Source organism: Colwellia sp. MT41 (genome assembly GCF_001444365.1).
GTDB classification, from domain to species: domain Bacteria; phylum Pseudomonadota; class Gammaproteobacteria; order Enterobacterales; family Alteromonadaceae; genus Colwellia; species Colwellia marinimaniae.
Genome location: NZ_CP013145.1, coordinates 1,713,762 through 1,736,796, shown reverse-complemented (window position 1 = coordinate 1,736,796; position 23,035 = coordinate 1,713,762). Strand labels below are relative to the sequence as shown.

Sequence of the window (23,035 nt, the reverse complement as noted above, 5' to 3'; positions counted from 1 at the left end):
CAAATTTTTCTAATTTAACTATGCTGTTACACGGCAATTGTTTGGTTAATACTCGACATTGTTTTTGAATGCTATGTCACAAGTACTCAGGTTGATTGATTCGATAGGTTATTGGAGCATTATCAAACAGTTTAGGCTCATCAACACTTCTTCGTAAAAATGCAGGTATACCCATATAAGTATCAAGGTACTCATAACTACTATGAGTGTTTTTTATACAATGAAATGACATATTATTACCTATACCGCCCCAACTTTCAGGGAGCATTTATTTTACTTGAACTAAAGCCGGAATATCAGCTGCACGCCCCTAAGCCAGTAAATTAATTAACGCGTCATTACCTGCCACAGCGGCGTGAACTTCATCAACAAAGATAGAAACCCATCTTAGAGCCTCGGTGCCAGTATGGTTTACCGGTCACAGCAGCTATGTCTAATAGGATCAACTTGGCAAGGTGACCTGCCGTTTTACTATCACTCAAAGAGTCCAAAGTCATGTATAATTACCCCAGTTAACTTGATTGTGTTTTCTTAAAATAGCCCCTTAAACTCTTCAGAGTTTCGTTATTAATATCCAACAATTCCCGGACCTGCTGGAACTTTAATTCAGCATCCCATACCGCCTGCCACTCCCAACTCTGACACATATTGGCAAGCTGAGTTTTCGTGTACCCCCTCCTTTGGGTCGGCGCAATATATGTTGCATACGACCTTTTGGGTGAGCCCGGAGATCCAAATGCAATCCTAGGTCTCTTCTCCCAAAATATTATCACTTTCCCTTTATCCGTCCTTATCCTAGGTGTAATACGACCAGTCTTTTTTGTTTGATCACCTTGAGATATTGCGGTGAGTATTTCCCTGTTCACCACCTTCCACCAGTCCCAATAGGTTTGTTTGATTTCCTCAGCCTTATTGATTAGCGCTTCTCTTGCGACATATGCTGCTTGGTTAAGGTCATTCGCGATCAGTTCGACATCTGTCATATCAACCGCTGACACGGCATCAACAGCACTAACTTTCACATTTCTCTCCCGATTATTGTTTTATCTAATATATCAGTTGCCCATATAAGTCATTACCCACTAAGCGTTGAGTTTTAGCACTCTTAGTAACCATCGAAGCCGGTAAGGGGCTTTTGACTGCAACAAACCCAAGCAATTAATGAATAACGCTCTGTCTTAACGAACACTAAACCTAACTAAAGACGAATATCTCTATGTACAAGAGTTCCGAACCAGTACTGAATTAGGGAATTCAAATGGACTTTGGTGTCAATGCAGTACTACAGCGGTTTAGTGCCGCAGCAAAACAAAATCAATTAGAGGATCCTTCGGCCTGTTTAAAGTTTTTATTACAGGCGGGATAATCTACGGACTGATGGTGAGGCACCCACGCGAATGGTAAGGCATGGTTCTCGACCGCTACTGACTTAAAAGAAAAAAGTGCTTAGTAATATGTGACTCAGGTAATGGTTTTATATCCACGTCGTATGATTAGTTAAAGTTAAGACGTAAGCCTATCAAAGGAACCCCCAAGCGAATGTAAAGGATACGACTAACAACGCCAAGTTAAAGGCAAGCAGACACATTGATAAAGGCCAAATGCAAGGAGACTACACTTAGATATAAACTGTCTTATCCAAGAGTATCGAAATAAAAAACGATTCCGCCACTACGGTAAGTTCAACATGAACTACAAGAATATACCCCGCACCGCTTTTAAGTATAGGGTTCTCCCTAAGGGTTGGTTGTAGGGCAAACATTGCCATGGCCTATTATAGGGAGGCAGAAGTTGGCCTTTCTCGCGTTTGTAGGGAAGTAAATGCCAAAGCATAAATATTTAGTGCTGTTTTAAAAATATTATTAGTAACGCGCGTTTGTAGGGAGGAATATGCCAAGACGCAAATTAGGGATTTTTTAAAAATATTAGTAGTTGCGCGTTTGTAGGGAGGAATATGCCAAGACGCAAATTAGGGATTTTTTAAAAATATTAGTAGTTGCGCGCGTTTGTAGGGAGGACAATGCCAAGGCAATAATCAATACTTTATTAAAAACATTAGTAGTTGCGCGTTTGTAGGGAGGAAAATGCCAAGACAATTGTTTTTTTTCTTCTGTTTTATTCGCAATGTCCAAGAATCCGCCCTCTAGGGCCTCCAATCTTGGAACGATTGACAGCTGAATTTCTCGAATTATTTATTAAACACCCCTTAAATATGACTAAGTATCATAAAAAGGATCGCTTATCGGCCATTGGGTGTGTTCAAAATTATTTATTATCATGCTTTAACAATCTAGTCTCCTGCAGGCGTTCTGAGTGTAATTCGCCTGATACTAAGCTAACAGCGAAAGCATTAACTATGGCATTTGCATCAAGAGCACGACAAAAAGGTGTTATCTTTCATTCAGACCAAGGGACGCATTATACGAGCAGGAAGTTTAGACAGCGCTTTTGGCGTTATCAAATAAAAAAAGTATGAGTCGTCGAGGAAATTGTTGGGATAAAGCACCAATGGAACGCTTCTTTAGAAGTTTGAAAACAGAATGGGTACCAACGATAGGCTATAAGAATTGTACTGAAGCCAAACAAGCGATCATTAATTACATCATGACTTATTACAATCAGACTAGGCCGTATATGTACAACGCAGGATTAAGTCCAAATGAATCTGAACGAATGTACTGGCTAAACTACAAATCCGTGGCCAATTTTACTTGACCACTTCAACCACTACATTGGCTAAATCATATAAAATCATTAAGAAACCCGATTTAGTCTCCGCTGAACACCTGTGGGAGAGTCATTAATAAAAAGCACTTTATTATCTTTCAAATTTAATTTTTTGAACAGATACGGGGCTAATTCCTAATTCTTTAGCTACTTTACGAATTGATAAATCTTGATCTAATAACGCCCAAACCGCCTGGCGATTAATCGTATTTGGTTTTCCTTTATACTTACCGGCTAACTTAGCTTGTGCTATCCCCTCTTTTTGTCTTTCTAAAATCATCTCTCGTTCAAACTGATAGACAGCACCAAGCAAGGTAAGCATTAAGTTGTTTATTGGGTTTGATAAGTCATGGCTGAAAATCAGATTTTCTTTAACAAACTGAATGGTCACATATTTGTCATTGAAGAATTTTATCAAGTTTATGAGATCTTCGATGTTTCGAGCCAAACGGCTAATGTCGTGAACCAGTACTGTATCCCCTTCTCTTGCATAATCTTTTAATTGATTAAGCGCTGGTCGATCGGAATTAGATCCTGAACATTTGTCTTCGAATCTTTTGTCTAGTTCAATACCATCTAATTGGCGAGCGGTATTTTGTTCGATGGTCGATACACGGATATTGCCTAATTTCATGTTACTGCCTCATTTAACTTCTTAAACAAGACTGTAACTGTGAAAGTTAATCGCGCAACTGAAGTTAAATGAAACGATTTTCAATAAATGTAAGTGTTACATTTTGACTGTAGCTAAATTGAAATACTGTAATGCGACCAACATATATTAGCCATGTTGTTCCAACCACTTGGTTCATACACCTTGCTTTAGTTCTTTTATTCAATGTTTCAAAATGATTTTAAAATAATCACACAAGCGTTGAATCCCTGTCCTGCTATAAAGTAGTTGCCTAGGTGTTGTGTCGAAATGCTTATTTTCACAATCAAGCCAGTGATGGATAAACTTAATATCTCACAACAAAAAGAACCTAAGAATCGATGGATTTGGAGTAACTGCATTAGAACTTCAATTTCATCATCGTTAAGTTGGCATCTACTTTGCATTTTAAGATCATGCTCAATTCCAAACGATATAAATAACTGATTTTTTTTCAATAAGTAATATATTACAAATATTTTTCACCGCCTGTATGAGTACCTTATCTTTATTAAGTTCATTCACTCGGTATACCCTTTATATGTCACAGTAGGCCTATTTAATCGTTATTGGTTTTTAACTTATAAAAGCAATAAACCCTCACTTTTTATTCCTATTCATAACTATGTTTTTGGCTTTATACCTATCAATCAAAAGCACTCCAACATAGGTAACAACAGATATTATCAAAAAGCTAACAATGATAAATGTTAGCGCTGTATAACCGTCTTGGTATGCTCCGTAACCCAACGCTAAGACGCTAAATAACAAATAAACAATCATTATTTTCATCAGCTACCCTTTTTAAAATTACTTTTTGTTCTGTATGAAAAGCCCAAACAGTATTCATAAATACTGAAATCCTTAAAAGACTATAAGCTCCTGTTCGAGTGGTGTTGTTAGCCTTTTACTTCCTTATAGACCATCTAATTAAATAAGCATGAATAATTGCCATCCACTCTTCTCTTATGAAAATACCACCTATTTAAGAACGATCAACTGTAAAAACACTTTAGCTACTAGGGCTATTTCGGTAGTACTGCTGTACTGTCACAGAATTCATGACTTTCCTCTTCCAATAGGGTCATGAAGAGTAATAGAGGCTATATTAATGTCCGCAACAGTGCTCACAACCACTACTTCCACGTTCTTTTAATTTGTTGACGCTTATATAAATAAAGCAATAAAGTTAAAAATGTTAGTCAAGTTGCCCATTTTAAAATTCATGATCAAATAGGTGGTACTAAAAGTTAATAAGGTACTAACCATGAAATCAACGAACGTAAGAAAAAATAAACAACTCCCTGAAGCACAACATAAAACCAAAAATGAAAAGCTATTTGCATACTATCTATCTGCCAGTGAAATTAGCTTTACCTTTGGTAAAAGTGTAATTAATAAAGAAGAAAATAATTTCATGTTAATTATTGATGGACGAAAGGTATATATAGAACTCGTAGCAACACCCGAGGAAGGCTTTAGAAAACTGAATGATTATAAAAATAAATTTACACATTTCGTATTATTCTGTATCGATTCAGCAATGCCAGCAGAAGCATTTTTTGATCATATTGTAATGATTTTTACACAGGTTTTTCCGTACACAATTATTCCAGATAAACCCGTCTTCTTAACAAAGTAAACTTTAACTATATCTATAAAATCGAGTAAAAAAAACAGTGAATTGATGATAAGTAATAGAAAAAAGCTCCGTTATTTGGTGATTTCACCTTTTTTATTCATATATCATGGCTTTAGTAAATACTGAAATTAAAGGAGAATAGTATGAATTTAAGTGATAACTACGGTCCAACCTTAACTTTAAAAGAGTTATGTAGTGTATTTAAGATGAGTCGTTTGTGAATTTTCTTTCATCCCATAATATGTGTCAAGAGTGATTTTTGAAAAACACTTTCTGAACTACAAACTATCTAGTGGAATCTGGGAGTCAACTTTTACCACTAATGGAACATTGGCACTAGGTTAGGATTAGTGCCAAAAATTAAGCAGCTTGGGGGACAGTCGGTTTATGATCACTTCTACCACTTTGCGGAAGCCCTTGTCAGTTTAACTGACTCAGGCTTGTCAATCTGCTCTGAAAGTTTACATAATAATGCTGCAACAAATACTTACGAAAACTTAATTAATCAATGGAAAAATAGAATCTTAGTCGGTGGTTCTTGCATGCTATCTGACAGTACATTTGATTTACCATTATCTAGAGAAAAGTAACCTGAGATCTGGAAAAGCAGCATATTTTTATTAGGTTGCCATCAGTCAAAACCCACTAGGATACAGCTTAATACGTGGCTTTTATTTTTTAAACAATAAGCCACGATTCCAGAAATTAAATTTAACTTTCATGTCTTTTCTAACCGTTGTTATCAAATCAACATTAAATTTTTCAGGGTTTCACTTAACTTTTTACCGATATAACCTTTATCTGCATATAGCTTTCCTGTGAGTCTTTTGCATATAATAGCAGTGTAAATGTAATGTTCTGTCACTCTAGAATATTCAAATGGCATCAGCATCCCCTTGTTCAGCGGCTTTTTTGTACCAATAGATTGCTTCTGATAGATCTTCAAAACCCCCCTTAACACCATCATATATAAGCGCTAAATTAAATTGAGCATCAGTATCCCCTTGTTCAGCGGCTTTTTTGTACCAATAGATTGCTTCTGATGTATCTTCGAAACCGCCATTAACATCATCATATATATGAGCTAAATTAAATTGAGCATCAGCATCCCCTTGTTCAGCGGCTTTTTTGTACCAATAGATTGCTTCTGATAGATCTTCAAAACCCCCATTAACACCATCATATATAAGCGCTAAATTAAATTGAGCATCAGCATCTCCTTGTTCAGCGGCTTTTTTGTACCAATAGATTGCTTCTGATATATCTTCAAAACTGCAATTAACATCATCATATATAAGCGCTAAATAAAATTGCGCATCAGCATCCCCTTGTCCAGCGGCTTTTCTGTACCAATAGATTGCTTCTGATGTATCTTCGAAATCGCCATTAACATCATCATATATAAGCGCTAAATTAAATTGGGCATCAGAGTCACCTTGTTCAGCGGATTTTTTATACCAATAGATTGCTTCTGATGTATCCTCAAAACCGCTATCAACATCATCATATATATGAGCTAAATTAAATTGAGCTTGAACAAGTCCATTCCTAGCAGGTGCTGTATACCACTGTATTGCCTTCTCGTAGCTTTGGTCAGTACCTAGACCACTATGGTGCATTAGGGCTAAATGGTATTTTGCTTTAATAGAGTTTTGTGCAGCGGCTTTTGTGTTCCAAAACAAAGCTTTTTTATAATCTTTTCTTGTTGTATCACCGTTAAAGTACATCAGCGCGAGTTCGTACTGAGACTCTACGACCCCACTTTTAGCAGCAATCATTGTTTGTTCAAATGAAGTCTGTGCAAAGCAAGCAGGCATAAATAACAAAGTAATAAATAGCCATTTAACAAACGTCATAGGTCTATTTTCTGCTCGATGAAAAGGATGGGGAATCCATTGATTGTTGTTTTGTAGGTAGCTCATAACTCTATCTCCTGAGTGTTTATTTAAATGCAGATTTTCTGCCTTCATTTAAACAAACGGAGATAAGCCGCTGGAATTAACATTTAATTAAAATTATTTTGTAAAACAATTTAATTAGCTAATTTAACCTTATGAGTGTAGGTAAATTAGGTGCTCAATCACAAACTATTTTAGTTGTCATTTTCTTGTTTTCCCCCTGTGTCAGGGTTGTTGTCGCCTCAATTAATTTTATAAATAAACAGGGTGCGGTAAGTTTAAGTTAGTGGATTATCAAAGGTATTCAAGCCAGTTTAAAGAAGCAATATTAAATAAGCTAAGTCAAAGTGGTTTGTCGGTCAGAAAGTTTGCTGAGCAAGAAGGCATTAATATTTCAACAATGTATAGTTGGCAAAAGCAATTCAATGTCTCAGGTTTTAGTGTGTCAAAAGTTAGTTCGTCAGATAAGTGGTCAAGCGAAGAGAAGTTTGCTGTTGTGATCGAAACCTCCACATTATCGGAGGTTGATTTAAGTGAATATTGTCGAACCAAAGGTTTGTATCCTGAGCAAATAAAAGTATGGAAACAAGCTTTCATCGCAGGGAGTACTGCTAAGTCGACAAAAAAAACAAAGAGCACACCAGAGCAAAAAGCAGATAAAAAACGTATTAAAGAATTAGAGCGTGAGCTGCACCGAAAAGACAAGGCCTTAGCAGAAACTGCTGCATTGCTCGTATTAGGAAAAAAGTTCGATGCCTATTGGAAGGAAAAAGAAGACAGCTAATACCGCTGACCGATAGGCAAAACCAGGCAAAGTTGGTTAGCAAAGCAGTAGCATCAGGTGCGAGGCAAGATAAGGCCTGTGAGGTTATTGGCTTATCAACAAGAACTTTACAGCGTTGGCGTATTGATGGTGCTATTGGTGAAGATAAAAGACCAACAGCTATTAGGCCAGAGCCGCTGAACAAGCTAAGTGCAAAAGAGCGACAAGCCGTTATTGACGTTTGTAATGTGGAAGAGTTTGCCTCATTGCCACCAAGCCAGATAGTACCCATACTGGCAGACAGAGGTGAATATATTGCTTCTGAGTCGAGTTTTTATCGCCTATTAAAAGCGGAGAACATGCTGCATCACAGAGGTAAAGCTAAACCGAGAAATAGCCATAAAAGGCCAACGAGTTATACCGCTAAAAAGCCCAAAGAAGTATGGAGTTGGGATATCAGCTATATGCCAACAACCGTGATAGGCCAACATTATTACCTGTATATGATTGAAGATATTTACAGCCGTAAAGTGGTTGGTTGGGAAGTTCATACCAATGAAACAGGTGAGCAAGCGGCAGCGTTATTAGAGCGTAGTGTTTGGAGCGAAAAATGTTTGAAAACAGACTTAGTATTGCACTCGGATAATGGTGCGCCCATGAAAAGTTTGACGATGCGAGCCAAGATGTATGATTTAGGTGTTATTACCTCGCCCGCGAAGTCGCCCAAGGGTAAGTAATGATAATCCGTACTCAGAAGCACTCTTTAGAACGGTTAAGTATCATCCTAGCTGGCCTGGTAAAGGTTTTAAATCTTTAGATGAGGCACGTAAGTGGGTAAAAGAGTTCGTTTACTGGTACAACAATGAACATCGCCATAGTCGGATCAGGTTTGTCACGCCAAACCAAAGGCATGAAGGCCTTGATGTCGAAATATTAGCGAAACGAAAAGCGTTGTATCAAGAAAAAAGAAAAGAGCATCCAGAGCGATGGTCAAAAAGTGAAATAAACTGGCAGCCAATAGGCGCTGTGGAGCTAAATCCAGAGCAATACAAAGAAGCTGCTTAACAATTTAGGCGACAACTGCCTTGAAAAACACCGGTTTCACAAAGTCTGTTATTTGCTCATTTTTTCAGTGGCTCTTCTGTACCTATCATTTAGATTTGGGTTATTTGTTCTTAATGGAGGGTGATTTTCACATTGCATTACAATATAATTATCTATGGATATATTTCTTTCTATATTATATTTCCAGTTGTCACGACCATCCACTAAATACCTACTTTTAGTATTTTCAAAACCAGCGTATTCAGTCCATTCCCAAATTAGTTCTTCATGTATATCATGATTTTTATCAAGATATTTTATATTGCTTATACAGTCTTGAGTAGATATAAGCTCTATAGACTTTAAAACCTTTTTCACAGGTTCTTTAAAAGGTGCAGCTTTTACTTTTAGAGGTGCAGATTTCACCTTTAAAGGTGCACTTATTGTCTGTGATGCGTATTTCTGCTCTGGCAATGCATTATAGAAATAACCTAAGAATATAAATACCGAAAATATAATTGGAGACCAAATTATAGAAATTAAAACTTTGTCCATAAAAGTATTGCTAGATTTAGTAGGTTCAATCTTTTCTTCTATAGTTTCCTCTGTCATATTCAAATGAATATTTTCCTCTAGTATATCTTCATATCTTTTCTTTAAAACTTCCTTTTCCTTGATAATATTTAAGTTTACACTCTGAAGATCTTTATATTTCTCTCTTAAAGAGTCATGTTCTCTCTTAAGACGATTTTTTGTAATCTCAAGACTGTTATACCTATTCTCAGAAGATACCCAGAAGCTATTAAGCCTAGCATTTTCAGATTTCAGCCTATCAACTTCCTTTTTTGAAGGATTAGTAGGAGGGGCTGTATATGTAAAAGCCTTAGGAGGTGAAGGGTTATCTATTTCATCCTCCTCATCAAGCATTTTAAGAATATCTGCCTTATTCATAAATCCTCCAACAAATTCTTTTATTAATTTAAAGCATTGTTCAGATTTATTTTTTTAGAATCAACAACACCGTTACGGTAATCATCATTAACATTATATTCAATACTAGGGGATGTATCATGAACACCACCATTTTGTGCTTCACTCCATTTTACAGCAGTACTGTACATTTGATTTACTGGAACTAAGCCTTTACCATCCAAGCTTTCCCTTGCTTCACCTGTCTGAATATTAGTGGTAGCTCTTTTATTAGTAAGCACATCAAACCTCTTAATAAGACCACTGATAAGACCGTCACCGTAGTCCAATATTGTTTTATCATTGAATGGCTCATTTGTCTTCAACTTATCCTCCAAGTATTTATATCTCATTGTTTGTATAATATTTTGAGCAGCTTCAAAAGTAACTAGCGCGGTATCGATTCCAAATTGCTCACCAACAAAAGTAGTTATACAACTCCATTTATTTTCCGACTCGTTCATTGGCATATACAGCGTAAATATCCCTAAGTTCCTAGCTATAGCATTGACTAAACTTCTCTCTCTTTGAAGATTAAATATAAGGAGATGTTCAACCTCATTCATATCTTCTTTAGCTTTATCTAAGTCAAGTTCAATCAGACCATAAGCTTCCATCATCTTACTTGCTCGAATCATAGCTTGAGTTGCTTCATGCTCACTAGAATTCCTAGCTGCAAGTGCTAAATATTTATTAATTTTCTTCTTCACAACCGCAAGGTCGTTTTTGTTTATTTCTCTACTCATCATATTATCCTTAGAATTTGTCTGGCTTGGATTCGGAATAAATTTTAAAATCCAACGAATGTGTTTTTTAAAAGCTATAAAACCAATAAGGATAACAAGCCGAATATTACCAGAGCCACCAATACGCCTACGGTGTTAATTACTAATCCAACGGCCTTCTCACTGTCCTGTGTAAACAAAAAGTAAAAGCAAAAAAGTAAACCTAATATGAATATTGGAAATGCTAAGTGGAACATGGTGCATCCTCTTGGCTGGTTAGAGGGCGGAAAATCCATCGATTGTTGTTTTGTAGGTGGCTCATAACTCTATCTCCTGAGTGTCTATTTAAATGCAGGTTTTCTGCCTTCATTTAAATAAACGGAGATAAACTGAGGGAATTAACATTTAATTTAAATTAGTTGAAAAATAATTTAATTCACTAATTTAACCTTAGGAGCGTAAGGTTAAATTAGAAGTGTAATCTGCGATTAGACGTGGTGGTTGAGTTATAAGCTAGGGGGTTTATAAGTCAGTTATTGAAATTTATGAAAGGCTTCATTAGAAATAACATAGCCATTGTTTTGTGAATTATTGTCTTCCTCATTTTTTGTCCACTATTGATAACAATAGATGTTTTTTAACCATTAACAACGTTACTTTGATTATTTATAGCCATTAGTTTTTGCTTTTTCAAACCAATACGATGCCTGGTTTTTATCAACTGGAGTTCCGTAACCCGTTGAATAATAAACTCCCAGTTTATACATTGATAAAGCATTACCTGAAGCAGCTCCTTTTTTGAAACAATCAAAAGCTTTTTCATAATTTTTGATACCATTTCTGCCTTTTTCATAAATAAGCCCCATCGTTGCAATGGATGTTGAAGCATTTTTAGCCTTGCTATCAACGGATTTCATAAGCCATTTCATTGCTGTTTTTTGGTCAAAATCTACACCTATCCCTTCATAGTATGCATAACCAAGATATGAATAAGCTTCTATATTACCTATATCTACAGCTTTTTTAGTCCAATAATATGATTTAGCAAAATCATTAAACTCTTCTCCCCATGCTCCGTTATATGCAGAAGTAATAATAGTAAATAATTCTTTAACACCTAACTGTGCCGCTAGCTCCAACATGTGGAGTCCTTTACTACGATCTTGCTTAACTGTATTCCCAAGAAAATAAAGTCTTCCTAGTCTAGAAAGAGCACGTGAATCACCTTGCTCGGCAGACTTTTCGTACCAATTTAATGCGGTATCTATGTTTTTTGCACCTATATGACCATGTTCATACAAATAGCCAAGATCATATTGTGATTCCCCAGACCCTTGTTTGGCTGATCCTTTAAGCCAATCTACACCTTGAATGAGGTCTTTTTTTGCTATTTTTGAAAAGTCTCCTTTAGATATTTCGGAACCTAAATACCAACTTGCCATCAAACGCATTGCTGGAGCAAAGCCTTGTTTTGCAGACATTTTATACCAATTAAGCGCACCGTTTCTTTTTTTAGACTTTAGAGATAGAGCTACAAGGTAGTCCCCCAACAGTTTTTGTTCAAGGGCTTGCCCATTTTTAGCCTTAATCATTAACTCATCAAAGGAAAGCTTGGGCCTTAGGGTTAATTGCACATCAATTATTTGGTCATTATATAATTCAATTGTTTTTTTATAAGTCGTGTACTTTTCTAATTCAATTCTTAATTCAATTTCACCAGGAATAACCTCTAGAGCATAATCAGTAGTTCCCTGAAAAACACCGTTGATAAACACTTTAGCTCCCAATACATTAGATGAAAGCTTTAGTTTTACCTTATTCTTCTTATATTGATTTTTTGGAAGGTTTTTGGGCTTAATTAAGCTTATATAATCAACCAGCTTATCCGTATTTTTATAATTTAATATTCTCTTAATAAAAAGCCCCGATGGATCATATTCAATGACTTGTTTTGCAAACCCCTCAGAAGACATCATAAGCTGGTCCATTTCGTTCAGGTATGAAGTTTCTATCTTGTTATTAGAATCATCATAACGATACACTCGCTTAGAAAAACCATGTTCGCCTAGTGCTCTTTTACCATTTTCATCAAAGTAGATGGTCTCAGTTTGGTTTCCAGACTGATCATTCTTCAATATCATTTTAGAATTTTTATTGGGATAATAATGACTTGTTGATTTCAATCGATTGTTATCATCATAATCATAAACATATCTCCAGATACCATCTTTATTTGCAACAGGTTCACCCTTTTTACCAAAATATGCTCGCCCAGTATTAATACCTGCGTCATTGTAAGATAATACCAATTTGTGATAATCATCATCATAAAGAGCTACTTCCTCTTCACCTACAAAGGACGCCTGCTCTATAATGTTTCCTAAATCATTGTATTTATATTTAACGTATGAATGATTACCACTTACACTTAAAAACACCCCTGATTGATCTAAAACTCGTTGTTCAATTGCATTTCCTTTATCATCATAGATAAACCTTGTTCTTATATAATTATCACCTAACGAAGGGGCATTACTGATTTCTTTAAAATTTCCATCTTTATCATATAAAAAGTTTATGGTAGAGAGCTTTTTCCAACCATCAACAGTGTTATTTGGGGAGTTAAAATCTTGAACATAATCATTTAGCTGGCTTGCCCTGCCATTTTTGTCATATTTAATAACTCTCCTTGAATATCCCCCTAGACCTTCTACTAGAGAACCTTTTGGATTATACGTAAGCTTTTCTACCATATTACCTGAGCTATCGTATTTAAAAACAGTACGAGCTGGCTTATTCGTATTTCCGATTAATTCTTTAAGTTTATTAGTCTGTCTAATTTCTTTATTATTACCCCAGTTATCATATTTTCTAACTTTTATAATAGAGTCTCTCTCAAATACACTCTCTTCCTTAATATTAAATCCTTTTTCGTCATGTTCGTACTTTACAGAGGTAGGTACAGAGTTATTAGCAGTAGATTTAATTTGTTGACCGTTCAGGTCTAAAAACAATTGAGTTGCGACTTGTCCTGCCTTTGTATAGGTAAACTCTTCTCCAAACCATGAGAGGCCGGAATGTAAAACTCTATTACCAAATGCATTCAAATAATACTTTTTAGTGATAAATCCTGATTCATTATAAAAATATTTGTACTTATGTGTACCAGAAATTTCTGTTTCAAGTTTTTTAAAACTGTCCCTCAACAAATAACTATAAGAATCACCATCACCATGATTTTTACCTATAGTGACTAATGATTGGTTTTTATTGAATTGATAAGTATCGACTCTCTTTCGTTTCTTGGCATTAGTTTTTATATCTACTGACAATAACTTACCATCGGCAGTATACTTATACTCCCAAATGGCAGCTTTATCCTTATGGGGGTTTGTTATCAATATTCCAACACTATTTTGATAGCTAAGTTTTTTTAACACGCCTCCTTGGAAATCAAATCGATAGTATTTTCCTAAATGTTTCTGTTCCTCTTCTGTTAACTCATAAATACCTTTTGGCACACTCTGTACTTCAACGATATTAGCAAAGTACTTACTCTTAACTCGCTGTTGGTCCCAATAGTAAATCGAACTAAGTAATAGAGGTAATATAATAAAAATAAAGGAAAAGCTAAATCTAACATTAGTTTTATACCGTTTAGATAATTTAAGGTATTTTGCTAAACGGTTATCACTAACAATGCCATTTTTATAATAACGCCAGCCTTCTTTGAGTAACCTGTTATCCTTAATTAGGTAATTATTTTTTTGTTCCGAACACCAACGTAAAAATTGACCATCAACACTGTAGCGCCACTCTAGATAATCTTTATTATTTGTAACCCATTGCTTCAGTTCATTCCAGTTATTAAACAAACTATCATGTACCAATTTAACAGTAGTGTTGTCAGCATTATTGTTTACGCTGACAATTAAATTCGCATCAATAAATTGTTGAGCCAGTTTAAAAGTTTGGGGTGAGTCTGCCTCTAGTTTATTTAGATCAACTTGTTTAGCATAAGGTAAAAAATCGCCATTTAAACCCACGAAAGTATCAAAAAGCTGAGCGATTAATTTTTCGTTGGCTTGATTGTCTTTTAATACTTGAGTTGCTCTATAAGCAATGGCACCAGTAAGACCACCTAACTCTTTATAATGTAGGTACTTTAGTTCCGTTGCATTTGGATTTTCTAACGTAGCTTTGAGGTAAAGCTGCTCTAATAGAAACTCCACCATAGGAAGTGCATAAGGTGTTTTAGATGCCTCATCTATGATGACTTTATCTAAGGCACCACCCTCGCTATCATGCTCGAAAGTAATCCCAGAAAATGCTGATTGTTCATGAATGATTGCTTGCCAATCGTCTAGTTCAAGCTGTGATGCCACATTAGATATAACGGGTGAACTAAGTGCCTGATTATCTAATAAACGACCTAGGTATTCATTACGAAGCGCCAACACTATATATAACGGCTTCAGTTGATTTGCTAGCTCATTTAAAACTTTTAGGATAATAACAATACTTTCGTTTGCTTGGCTAAACACCTCCTCAAACTGATCAAAGAAGATTAAGCATGGAGGTGTTTTATCGTCAACGATAGTGCTAATTTTCTCAATTGCTTTATTTGGCGACCTAGCAAAGGTTGATATTAACTCAGTGATCGACAGCCCTTTTTTCTCAATCTGCCAAGCTTTATTTAACTCTTCAAAAAGAAAGCCGATTATCCCAATATTTTCCGGTACTTTTGATGGCGTAGTATAAGCCCAGCTAAACTGATTATTTTCTTGCTCTAGTTTGGGGATTAATCCTGCTTTAATTAATGATGATTTTCCCGTACCACTTGCACCACTAACAATCAGCAAACCTTGGTTTTGTTTTAAATCATCATACAAACGATTAACGTCTTTGCTTCTGCCAAAAAAACGAACACTGTCTTCATATTCAAAACTACTTAACCCTTTAAATGGTGCCCAGCGACCAAGAGGATCACCATCGTAACTATCACCTAATAGTTCACCAATTAAATTTTGTAGCCGTGTTACTGTTACTAAAACCCCACCTAAGTCCGCAATTTTTTTACGTTGCTCTTTTGTTATGTCATCATCGTTTTGTATTGGATAACATATAGAGAATTGGGTAAATTGGTCTTGGTTTGTTTCTACATAAGCACAAACAGAATCAATCTTCTCGCATATATGGCTTATCGGTTGTACATGTCCTGATGTTAATATCTCGCCTGTTGCAAAAATTGGGAACTCAAACTTACCTGGCTTTTTTAAAACAACTCGCCACCAGCTTTCAAAAAGAGCGAGTGCATAGCCTAAACCACTGCTAGAACTTCCTTGGCTGAAATTGAAACTATCATTATGTTGTGTTGTTAAATTGATACCAGCACGAAAACGCTGGCGCTGGTCCAATTTATTTAATGAAACATAAGCGGCAATAGCACTACTATTTAAATAGCGCTGCTGATCTTGAAAAGATTGGGGAGTTAATTTTTGTTTAAGCGTTAAATTTAACTGCGCTTTAACTGAAGGGTCACCAATTTGACTTTCTTGTGGTCGAACCTCAGTTTGCAAAACTGTTGTTGTATTGGTGAGTATGTAAATCATTAGCTTAAAACTTTAACCTTAAATTTGTATATCATTACCTACATTACCATGAGCTGACTTCTCTCTAGTGGTTTTAATTACTCACTATCTTTGACCTCTAGGACTAAACAAGTCAATTTTGCTAAAACAGGATAAAATTATAGCGCTATTGTATCAACGCTATAAAGATTTAATGCCGCCACCTAACAAAGTAGATCATTTAACTACATATTAGATAAATCCTAGCCAACAATGCGCTCAAATTTAGGTGTTATTTTAATTAATATTAACAGGTACAAAAACATCATGCTTTTTTCCAACTAATTGATTGCCACTAGCATGCCAACTGACCAATACCTTAACGTGTGAGCCAACTGGGTGCCCTTTACGTGCTGGTCTTGAGCAATTTATTTTATAACCAGCGGGAAAATTACCATCTTTACCCGTTGAAACTAAGCTTGTTGGGCTAGTCCTGCCACGCTCAACACGGGCAATACATACATCACGCTCAGCATCAGTTTTAGCAAGCCCCCACTCAACATCACGGCTTTCATCCCTAAACAATGTTACCGTATTATTCCACTGGCTGAGCGGTTTAAACATGCCCGCAGTATCACGATAACCCCAGTGCCCTGTTGCATTAAGTGAGCTTTTATATTTGCAGATAGCTATGTTTTCAAATATTCTGATCTCGTTGGCGCAATCGCTAACGGCTAAAATGTAATGATCTGTTGCAGTCCATGCGCATTGTGCGTTTCTTAATGCCACCTGAAAGGGGTTGTTATATTCGCTATTTGTTGTGCTGCTGCATGCATCATAGTGAGCATTCCAGCGGTAAACGGGATCTTTAGTTTTCCCAATGTATACCTGCCCATTAATCTTATGAGCATAAATCACAAAAGGGGCTGCCTTTACTTGGCTTGCTGTTAAGCCATTACATAATCTAAAAGTTGTTTGCATTATTTTACCCTCATTATTTCAAGATGTTGCTTTTTTGGCTTTGGTGTATGCACTTTTTTCAAGGTGAAATTTTGGTTATTGATCATCACCAAGCTGCCCAAATACTCAGCTATAAAATCATAATAATCAGGGTAAGTGTAATCATGCTCACTTTCCTTACCAGCAAGCGTGTTAAGGGTAATTTTTGCCTCTCCCTTTTTGATAATTTGAATGCGGGAAATTATGCCAACTGACCACTCATCAGGCACATATTTTGTGCTTATAACAGGGGTAATATCATCAGGGTAAAAGCATTGGTGTTTATGCCAAGGTGCGCCTAGCTCATCAAGCCAAACACTGCCGCCGTTATGTCTGACAAAGTAAATTTCGCTCTGGCAATACTGGCAAGTTGTTGGCGCACATATATCATCATGCTTGTATTCCTGTACGGTACTATTGTACGTTCTGGGTTGGAAAGCGTAGCTTTCAGTTAATGAGCCACCGCCCCCGCCTAAATGACCTTCACCGCCAAATCCGCAAGTACAACCAGCACTATGATTATGAGAATTACACATATTTACTTCCTTAATATTTTTAAATAGTTTCAGTGCTCTTTTTGAGTTGAAACTTATAGTTAGTTAATTTCTTTATGTTCTGTATATGTAAACAACCTACATTGGTAAGAATTAACAAATTAATTTAAAAGTATTAGAAATACCCATTAAGGTATTGTAATTAAGGTACTTATTACGGGTTTATTTAAAGATTGTTATAAAACAGGGTGACTTTTTGACTAAGGGGAATTTAGTGATGTTTAGAGCTGTTGATTTATAAAAATAAGGAAATTAATGTTTGGGAGTATATTTTTCAGGTGTTGATTGTCTTTATGTAATTCGAGTATACAAAATCACATAAAGCCAACAGGTGAAATAGATAGGGGGGGACGAAATATCATGAATATAAGAGCAAAAATTATCCCTCCATCGATGGAGTTTTTTACAATTTCAATTGTCGTTCATAAGAATATTTATGCTGATTTTACCTTTGATCCCTTTCATGTTTTCACTATTACTCAAATAGCCACTTCCTTCAGCAGCCGTGCCTTCTTCATCAACATATATAGTGGCCGTTAATAGATATTCACCGTCATTTAGAATAGAAATATCTAATGACTTACCAAGATATGATGATAATGAACTCCTCATTTGAGCGCTGTTATCTGTATTGGGAGTAAGATATAAGTCAACTTCATTATCTGAGCCTATCACACGTCTTACATCTAATATAAAGCCAGCGCCACCAAAGTTAATCGGTTGAGAGAACCATTCGGCTAATGAAGTTCCTGATGCTGCAAGCAACACCGTCTCAGCAAATTCATATATGTTTTCTTTCTTTTTTCTATTAAAAGGGATTATATTATCTGTAGGTTTGTCAGCGGATAAGTTTGCTTTCGCAATAAATTTATCAAGTTCATCCTGCAATGATTTAGGTACTCCTTCAGCTAATTCTTTTTCTACCTCATTTACCATATCGTTAAAAACATCGCTTTCATGCATTAATAAAATCTGCTTAGTTATATCTATATTTTTCATGTTCTTTCCTCTGAATGTGCTATTAATTCTCGTAAAAATTGGATTTGCTCATGCGGATTAGTTACGACAACACCATGAGGTTGGGTACACAAAGATATTTTATCAATAAAACGTTTTAATTCTTGCGTTGGGTTACTAGAACTATAGCCAATATGAACAGCCAATTTATTTAATGGCAAATCATATTCATTAAAATCCCAAAAGGCAGCCTCAAAAAATTTTTGTCTATCAAAATTAGATATATTAAGCAGTAATTTATCAAAACAACTTTTTATCCATTGATATGCTTCTTTTACAAAAATATATTGTTCTGGGCTTTCAATTGGTGGAAGTGCTATGTCACCTTCACAAGTATCTTCTATTTTTTTCTTTTTAATGTTTTCATACGGACCAACCAAAGATAACCTTTCTGCTTTAGTTAACCTTCGGATAAAGCCCAATACTATCAACTGATCCAGATAACAAGAATGGACAGTTCGCCTTATGTAACTGGTTATCATTTTTCGATCATCTTCAGATTCAAACTTATTTTCATCAAAAAAATTCTGTTTAAATAACTTAAGGAAGACCTCTTGAACAACATCATCAACTAAATATTTGTGGTCTGGAGATTTTATTTTCCAAGCAGTTATTTTTTTTATTAACAACAAATATTTTGCTATCTCTTTATTGTTCGCTCCCATGAAATTACTATCCTTATTCATTTAAATAATACTGATAAAAGATAATTATATGACATTAAAGAGTTCATTCAAATGGAATACGTTATACCATTCTTAACATAGAGGGTTAGTGCTTTATAATAGCCCTCTTTGCCAGATAACTTCGCCAGTACGTTTGAAGCCTATAGCCTTGTAACCAATGATTTTACTAGCATCACTTAACCTAACGACTTGACCAAAACTAAGGTATGGACAAGCTTGTCTCATTCGTTCAATCACATAAGTTTTCATGTTCATATAGTAAAACTAGCTATTGATGTGAAAGTTAACATTTAATTTAAAATTAAATTGCGAGATCTTATGCTCGTGAAGGGCAATATTTAGTGGCGCATATGTTTGTGAGGATAGGAGTTGTATTAATATATATAGGCACGATAGTTGTTTAAATTGCCTACACTGCCTCTTCGATCAAAATATATTTAATATAACCTAAGTTGCCCAGATACTCTTGAATGATAAATAAAGCACCATCAACTCTGCGGATAAAAACTTTCTAAATCGCTTGCACTTGATGGCATCAACGTTAGTTTAAATCCAGAGACCTCTTTTTAAAAGGCTAAATTTATGGCTTTGTAGTGGCGAAGTGACCCAGTATTAATTTAGAATATTCTAAGGCGGTTTATGCCCCATAGCGAGATAGAAATACGAAAGTAATGTCAGCTTTATGATCAGAAAGTTGACCTTAATATTCAGGAGGGTTTTATGTCTTCAATGCGCACAACAATGTCATTAACTTAAGGATTTAGCACATACGTTTATAATTCATAGGGTATTTATTTGTCTTGTTTCTACGGTCTTGTCGAACAAACTTACAGTTGGGTCGAATAACACTTAAATTCTTTGATATTTTACTTATCAGTAATTCATATAGCTCAAGATCAGCTAGCTTCATTGTGAACCGAACAATATTATCTTTGAGCTGATTTATCGCAAAGGTGAAATTGATTTTATAATCATAGCGCCTATTCTTTTTAGGTTTTTCTATTTTTCGTTTTGCATCATGGATCGCAGAAGCAGCAAGGTTCTTAGTTAATAGCTTAGCGTGTAAATCTTGTAAAACACCTTCAGTGGAAACACTAGAGAAATTCTCAATGGTGAGGCGGCTTTTCAACACTTTATAATCTTCTTCAATCCCCCAACGTTGGTGATACAAACCAGAAAAGATAGAAGTAGGATATGTTTGCTCATCAATAAGTGACGTGACCAGTACCTCAGGAACACCTGAGGGTAAATCAACTCGCACTAATCTTAAACTTAGCGATTCTGTTGATATTTTATCTTTTCTGCATCGACGAAGAGACTTTTCAACACAAGGGAAATCGATAATATCGCTATATTTCCCACTTTCTAAGAAAGCTTTAACAACATTAGAGCTTTTAACAATACGCATGCAGAAATCAATGTTTTTCAGCAGATGATATTTATAAAACCAAACGGCAGGATAACCTCTGTCATAAAGCACTAAGTCACCTGCCTGAGTTTTATTTAGATGTTTCAGTGCCATGTCACGCTCACCTGTTGAATAGCTGTCTACCTGTAAATCTAGCGTTATATTATTTTTAACATCGTATAACTGAGAAAGCCGAACACAAGGCCTTTTAGTCTGTGTATGAGCTTTACCGAAGCGTTGCAGCAACTCGTCAGAATCTGGGAGTTGTGTGACAGAGCCATCAACAGCTAACAGACGATGACCTTGCCATTTATTAATGTTTGCAACCTCATAAAACTCCTGAACTAAATCATCGTTTAGCTCAACAAATGCCTGATGAGATAATTTCATTCTCGCTTTACAAAAAGCAGCGGTGCTAACTGACGTTGTTGATAAGTAACTATCATCGATAACATTAAAAAATCGAACGAGCTCTGCCTGAATTGAACCGTTAAGAGCATTCAACATAAAACTAATTAAACGAGGGAAAGTAAGGGTTCGATTTCGGGTGAAATTGGCAGGTGTCTTACGGTGATTTTCTAAAAACTCAGTAGAATGAATCTTATCGGTTAATTTTTGTACTATTTGAATTAAATACTGAACAGCTCATTGGTTAATTCTCTCTATTTTTAATTCATAGCTAGGTTAGCAACTAGCTAAACCATTGTAAATGCATAATTTAACCTTAAGTTAATGACATTGATGCGCACCAAGTAGCCATTAACAAAATGGCTACTTCATTGGAAATTTACTAATTTTTTAAAATGAGATGCGAAGGGCCCCAAGCATCAAGTTTATAACACTGTAACGAATAGCTCTATTACCCCTTCATGTTGTTTATTGTCAGAATAGCTTGGTTGTGGCTAACTAATATTGACCACAGCATTTTATTTTTTAATCGATGATATCTCTAGCTAAAAGGACAAATTAACTAGTCCTCTACACTATTAAGTTACTAACTTTCAATAGCTGTAAAAACCTCGAAACGCCCTTTTCCTTTTTCTTTTGCCCTGTACATGGCTGCATCAGCATCTCTTAGCATGATGTCGGCGCTATCGTAACTGTCGTCACTAAAAAGTATTCCGATACTAGTACCAATAATTACTGTGTTATTTTCTATCATTATTGGCAAAGCAAGAGTCTTTGTGATTCGTTTAGCAATTTCAAAAGCTGTTTCCTTTTCAATTAACTCTTTAATAATGATTACAAACTCATCCCCACCTAAACGAGCAACAGTGTCATTATTCCGAACAAAGCCCTTTAATTTCTTTGCGACTATTTTAAGGAGAGAATCTCCAACATGATGTCCATAAGTATCATTAACAGCTTTAAAGCCATCTAGATCAAGAAATAAGATAGCAAAATCGTAATTATTATTAAGTTTCATATAAGCGATTTCTTGACTAAGTGTTCCAAAGAACGACGCTCGATTAGGAAGATTAGTCAAGCTGTCATGTGAAGCGGTATGTTCTAATAAATTTCGATTTTGAAGCTCAAAGTCAGCAACTTCTCGACGTTTAATTGCTGTAGAAACATGCTGAGAAACAAAGTTCAACAGTTCTGCATCCGACTGATTATAGATAAAATCTTTCTGATAACTTTGAACTACCATAGCGCCATGTACTTCTCCAGAGTGAATAAGAGGAACACCTAACCATGAACGAACGGCTGCTCTAGCCTTTACTACCTCTCCTTTTCTATACAGCTCTTCCATTTCATCACGAGACAGTAACACTATCTCGCCGGAGCGTATGACCAACTCTGTGTAATGGTTACTTAATTCCCTCGGTTTAAAGAATTTTTTTGCCGCTTCATCTGTAAAGCCATCTCTATAATATTCAAAATATAAATAGTCAGTTTTTTTGTCATATTTAGCAATGTAAAAATTCGAAGTATTAATTAATTTACCTACAATATTATGGATCTGTCCGTAAAACGTATCGATATCCAATAAAGATCCATTAGTTAATTCTGATATACGGTATAAAGACTTAAGTAATAATTCCGATCTTTCATTATCTCTTATTTGTTGACTTAACTCACTAGTCTTTACATTGATAGCTCGTTGTATTTCATTAGATTTATTCTCATTGGCAACCATTATACCTGAATTAAAGGCTTGATTGGCGATGTCCAATGCTTGCCAAATTTGTTCATCACTCCAAGATTTATCAACAATTAAAATCGTATTTCCGTTGTTATCTATAAGCTTTTTTTGATTAATAGAACTATCTTCGCTGAGTACAATTAAACATTCGTCTTTTTTAGCCAAAACCATACTGTATCCTTAAGCCTTTTCTTAACTCATTAAAAAATACCACAATTATCTATTTTATAGGTAA

Annotated in this window: 16 protein-coding genes and 3 pseudogenes; 4 read left to right on the top strand and 15 right to left on the bottom strand. The window is 35.5% G+C overall.

Features of this window, described 5'->3' with window-relative positions; genetic code table 11:
• Positions 1-76: 76 nt before the first annotated feature.
• Both CMT41_RS07430 and mobI read right to left on the bottom strand, forming a co-directional pair.
• The gene (locus CMT41_RS07430; protein WP_058026833.1) at positions 77-268 is read right to left on the bottom strand and encodes a hypothetical protein; all 192 of its coding nucleotides are present in this window, start codon (positions 266-268) and stop codon (positions 77-79) included.
• Between the two features lie 244 nt (positions 269-512).
• Positions 513-1,022, bottom strand: a complete 510-nt coding sequence (gene mobI, locus CMT41_RS07425; protein ID WP_058026831.1) for a conjugative transfer protein MobI(A/C) — start codon at positions 1,020-1,022, stop codon at positions 513-515.
• Positions 1,023-2,320: 1,298 nt separating this feature from the next.
• Between mobI and CMT41_RS19045 the strand changes: the two are divergent.
• Positions 2,321-2,715, top strand: a pseudogene (locus CMT41_RS19045) (DDE-type integrase/transposase/recombinase); the annotation flags it as partial.
• A gap of 103 nt (positions 2,716-2,818) precedes the next feature.
• Here CMT41_RS19045 and CMT41_RS07420 read toward each other — a convergent pair.
• Complete coding sequence (locus CMT41_RS07420; RefSeq protein WP_058026830.1) at positions 2,819-3,361, bottom strand: recombinase family protein; 543 nt, start codon at positions 3,359-3,361, stop codon at positions 2,819-2,821.
• A 1,285-nt stretch (positions 3,362-4,646) separates the two neighbouring features.
• Here CMT41_RS07420 and CMT41_RS07410 point away from each other — a divergent pair.
• Both CMT41_RS07410 and CMT41_RS07405 read left to right on the top strand, forming a co-directional pair.
• Positions 4,647-5,021, top strand: a complete 375-nt coding sequence (locus CMT41_RS07410) for a hypothetical protein (protein ID WP_057180709.1) — start codon at positions 4,647-4,649, stop codon at positions 5,019-5,021.
• 350 nt (positions 5,022-5,371) lie between these two features.
• Positions 5,372-5,611: a hypothetical protein gene (locus tag CMT41_RS07405; protein WP_057180708.1), complete on the top strand. Its 240-nt coding sequence runs from the start codon at positions 5,372-5,374 to the stop codon at positions 5,609-5,611.
• Between the two features lie 84 nt (positions 5,612-5,695).
• Here CMT41_RS07405 and CMT41_RS19040 read toward each other — a convergent pair.
• A pseudogene (locus CMT41_RS19040) lies at positions 5,696-5,856 on the bottom strand (transposase); the annotation flags it as partial.
• 40 nt (positions 5,857-5,896) lie between these two features.
• On the bottom strand, positions 5,897-6,943 hold the full coding sequence (locus tag CMT41_RS07400; protein ID WP_058026827.1) for a tetratricopeptide repeat protein: 1,047 nt from the start codon (positions 6,941-6,943) through the stop codon (positions 5,897-5,899).
• A gap of 262 nt (positions 6,944-7,205) precedes the next feature.
• On the opposite strand from CMT41_RS07400, the pseudogene CMT41_RS18600 reads away from it, so the two are divergent.
• A pseudogene (locus CMT41_RS18600) lies at positions 7,206-8,747 on the top strand (IS3 family transposase).
• A 48-nt stretch (positions 8,748-8,795) separates the two neighbouring features.
• Here CMT41_RS18600 and CMT41_RS07385 read toward each other — a convergent pair.
• The 10 genes from CMT41_RS07385 to CMT41_RS07345 all read right to left on the bottom strand — a co-directional run bounded on the left by CMT41_RS07385 (position 8,796) and on the right by CMT41_RS07345 (position 22,971).
• The gene (locus CMT41_RS07385; RefSeq protein ID WP_058026824.1) at positions 8,796-9,677 is read right to left on the bottom strand and encodes a hypothetical protein; all 882 of its coding nucleotides are present in this window, start codon (positions 9,675-9,677) and stop codon (positions 8,796-8,798) included.
• Between the two features lie 23 nt (positions 9,678-9,700).
• Entirely contained in the window at positions 9,701-10,444 is a 744-nt protein-coding gene (locus CMT41_RS07380) for a DUF2786 domain-containing protein (protein ID WP_083494236.1), read from the bottom strand.
• A 638-nt stretch (positions 10,445-11,082) separates the two neighbouring features.
• Positions 11,083-16,032 carry an nSTAND1 domain-containing NTPase gene (locus tag CMT41_RS07375; protein ID WP_058026820.1) on the bottom strand — a complete coding sequence of 1,650 codons (4,950 nt, stop codon included), beginning with the start codon at positions 16,030-16,032 and terminating at the stop codon, positions 11,083-11,085.
• A gap of 255 nt (positions 16,033-16,287) precedes the next feature.
• A complete protein-coding gene (locus tag CMT41_RS07370) occupies positions 16,288-16,971 on the bottom strand; it encodes a GIY-YIG nuclease family protein (RefSeq protein WP_057180703.1) in 684 nt (227 codons plus the stop codon).
• A complete protein-coding gene (locus tag CMT41_RS07365; RefSeq protein WP_057180702.1) occupies positions 16,971-17,525 on the bottom strand; it encodes a hypothetical protein in 555 nt (184 codons plus the stop codon). Before CMT41_RS07365 ends, CMT41_RS07370 begins: the two co-directional genes overlap by 1 nt.
• Before the next feature lie 429 nt (positions 17,526-17,954).
• On the bottom strand, positions 17,955-18,542 hold the full coding sequence (locus CMT41_RS07360) for a hypothetical protein (RefSeq protein WP_057180701.1): 588 nt from the start codon (positions 18,540-18,542) through the stop codon (positions 17,955-17,957).
• The gene (locus tag CMT41_RS07355; RefSeq protein WP_057180700.1) at positions 18,539-19,225 is read right to left on the bottom strand and encodes an RNA polymerase sigma factor; all 687 of its coding nucleotides are present in this window, start codon (positions 19,223-19,225) and stop codon (positions 18,539-18,541) included. The genes CMT41_RS07360 and CMT41_RS07355 overlap by 4 nt, the downstream gene beginning before the upstream one ends.
• 114 nt (positions 19,226-19,339) lie before the next feature.
• A complete protein-coding gene (locus CMT41_RS19035; RefSeq protein WP_157447797.1) occupies positions 19,340-19,501 on the bottom strand; it encodes a hypothetical protein in 162 nt (53 codons plus the stop codon).
• Between the two features lie 505 nt (positions 19,502-20,006).
• Positions 20,007-21,254: an IS4 family transposase gene (locus CMT41_RS07350; protein ID WP_232300064.1), complete on the bottom strand. Its 1,248-nt coding sequence runs from the start codon at positions 21,252-21,254 to the stop codon at positions 20,007-20,009.
• Positions 21,255-21,648: 394 nt separating this feature from the next.
• Complete coding sequence (locus tag CMT41_RS07345; protein WP_057180699.1) at positions 21,649-22,971, bottom strand: sensor domain-containing diguanylate cyclase; 1,323 nt, start codon at positions 22,969-22,971, stop codon at positions 21,649-21,651.
• Positions 22,972-23,035 lie beyond the last annotated feature (64 nt).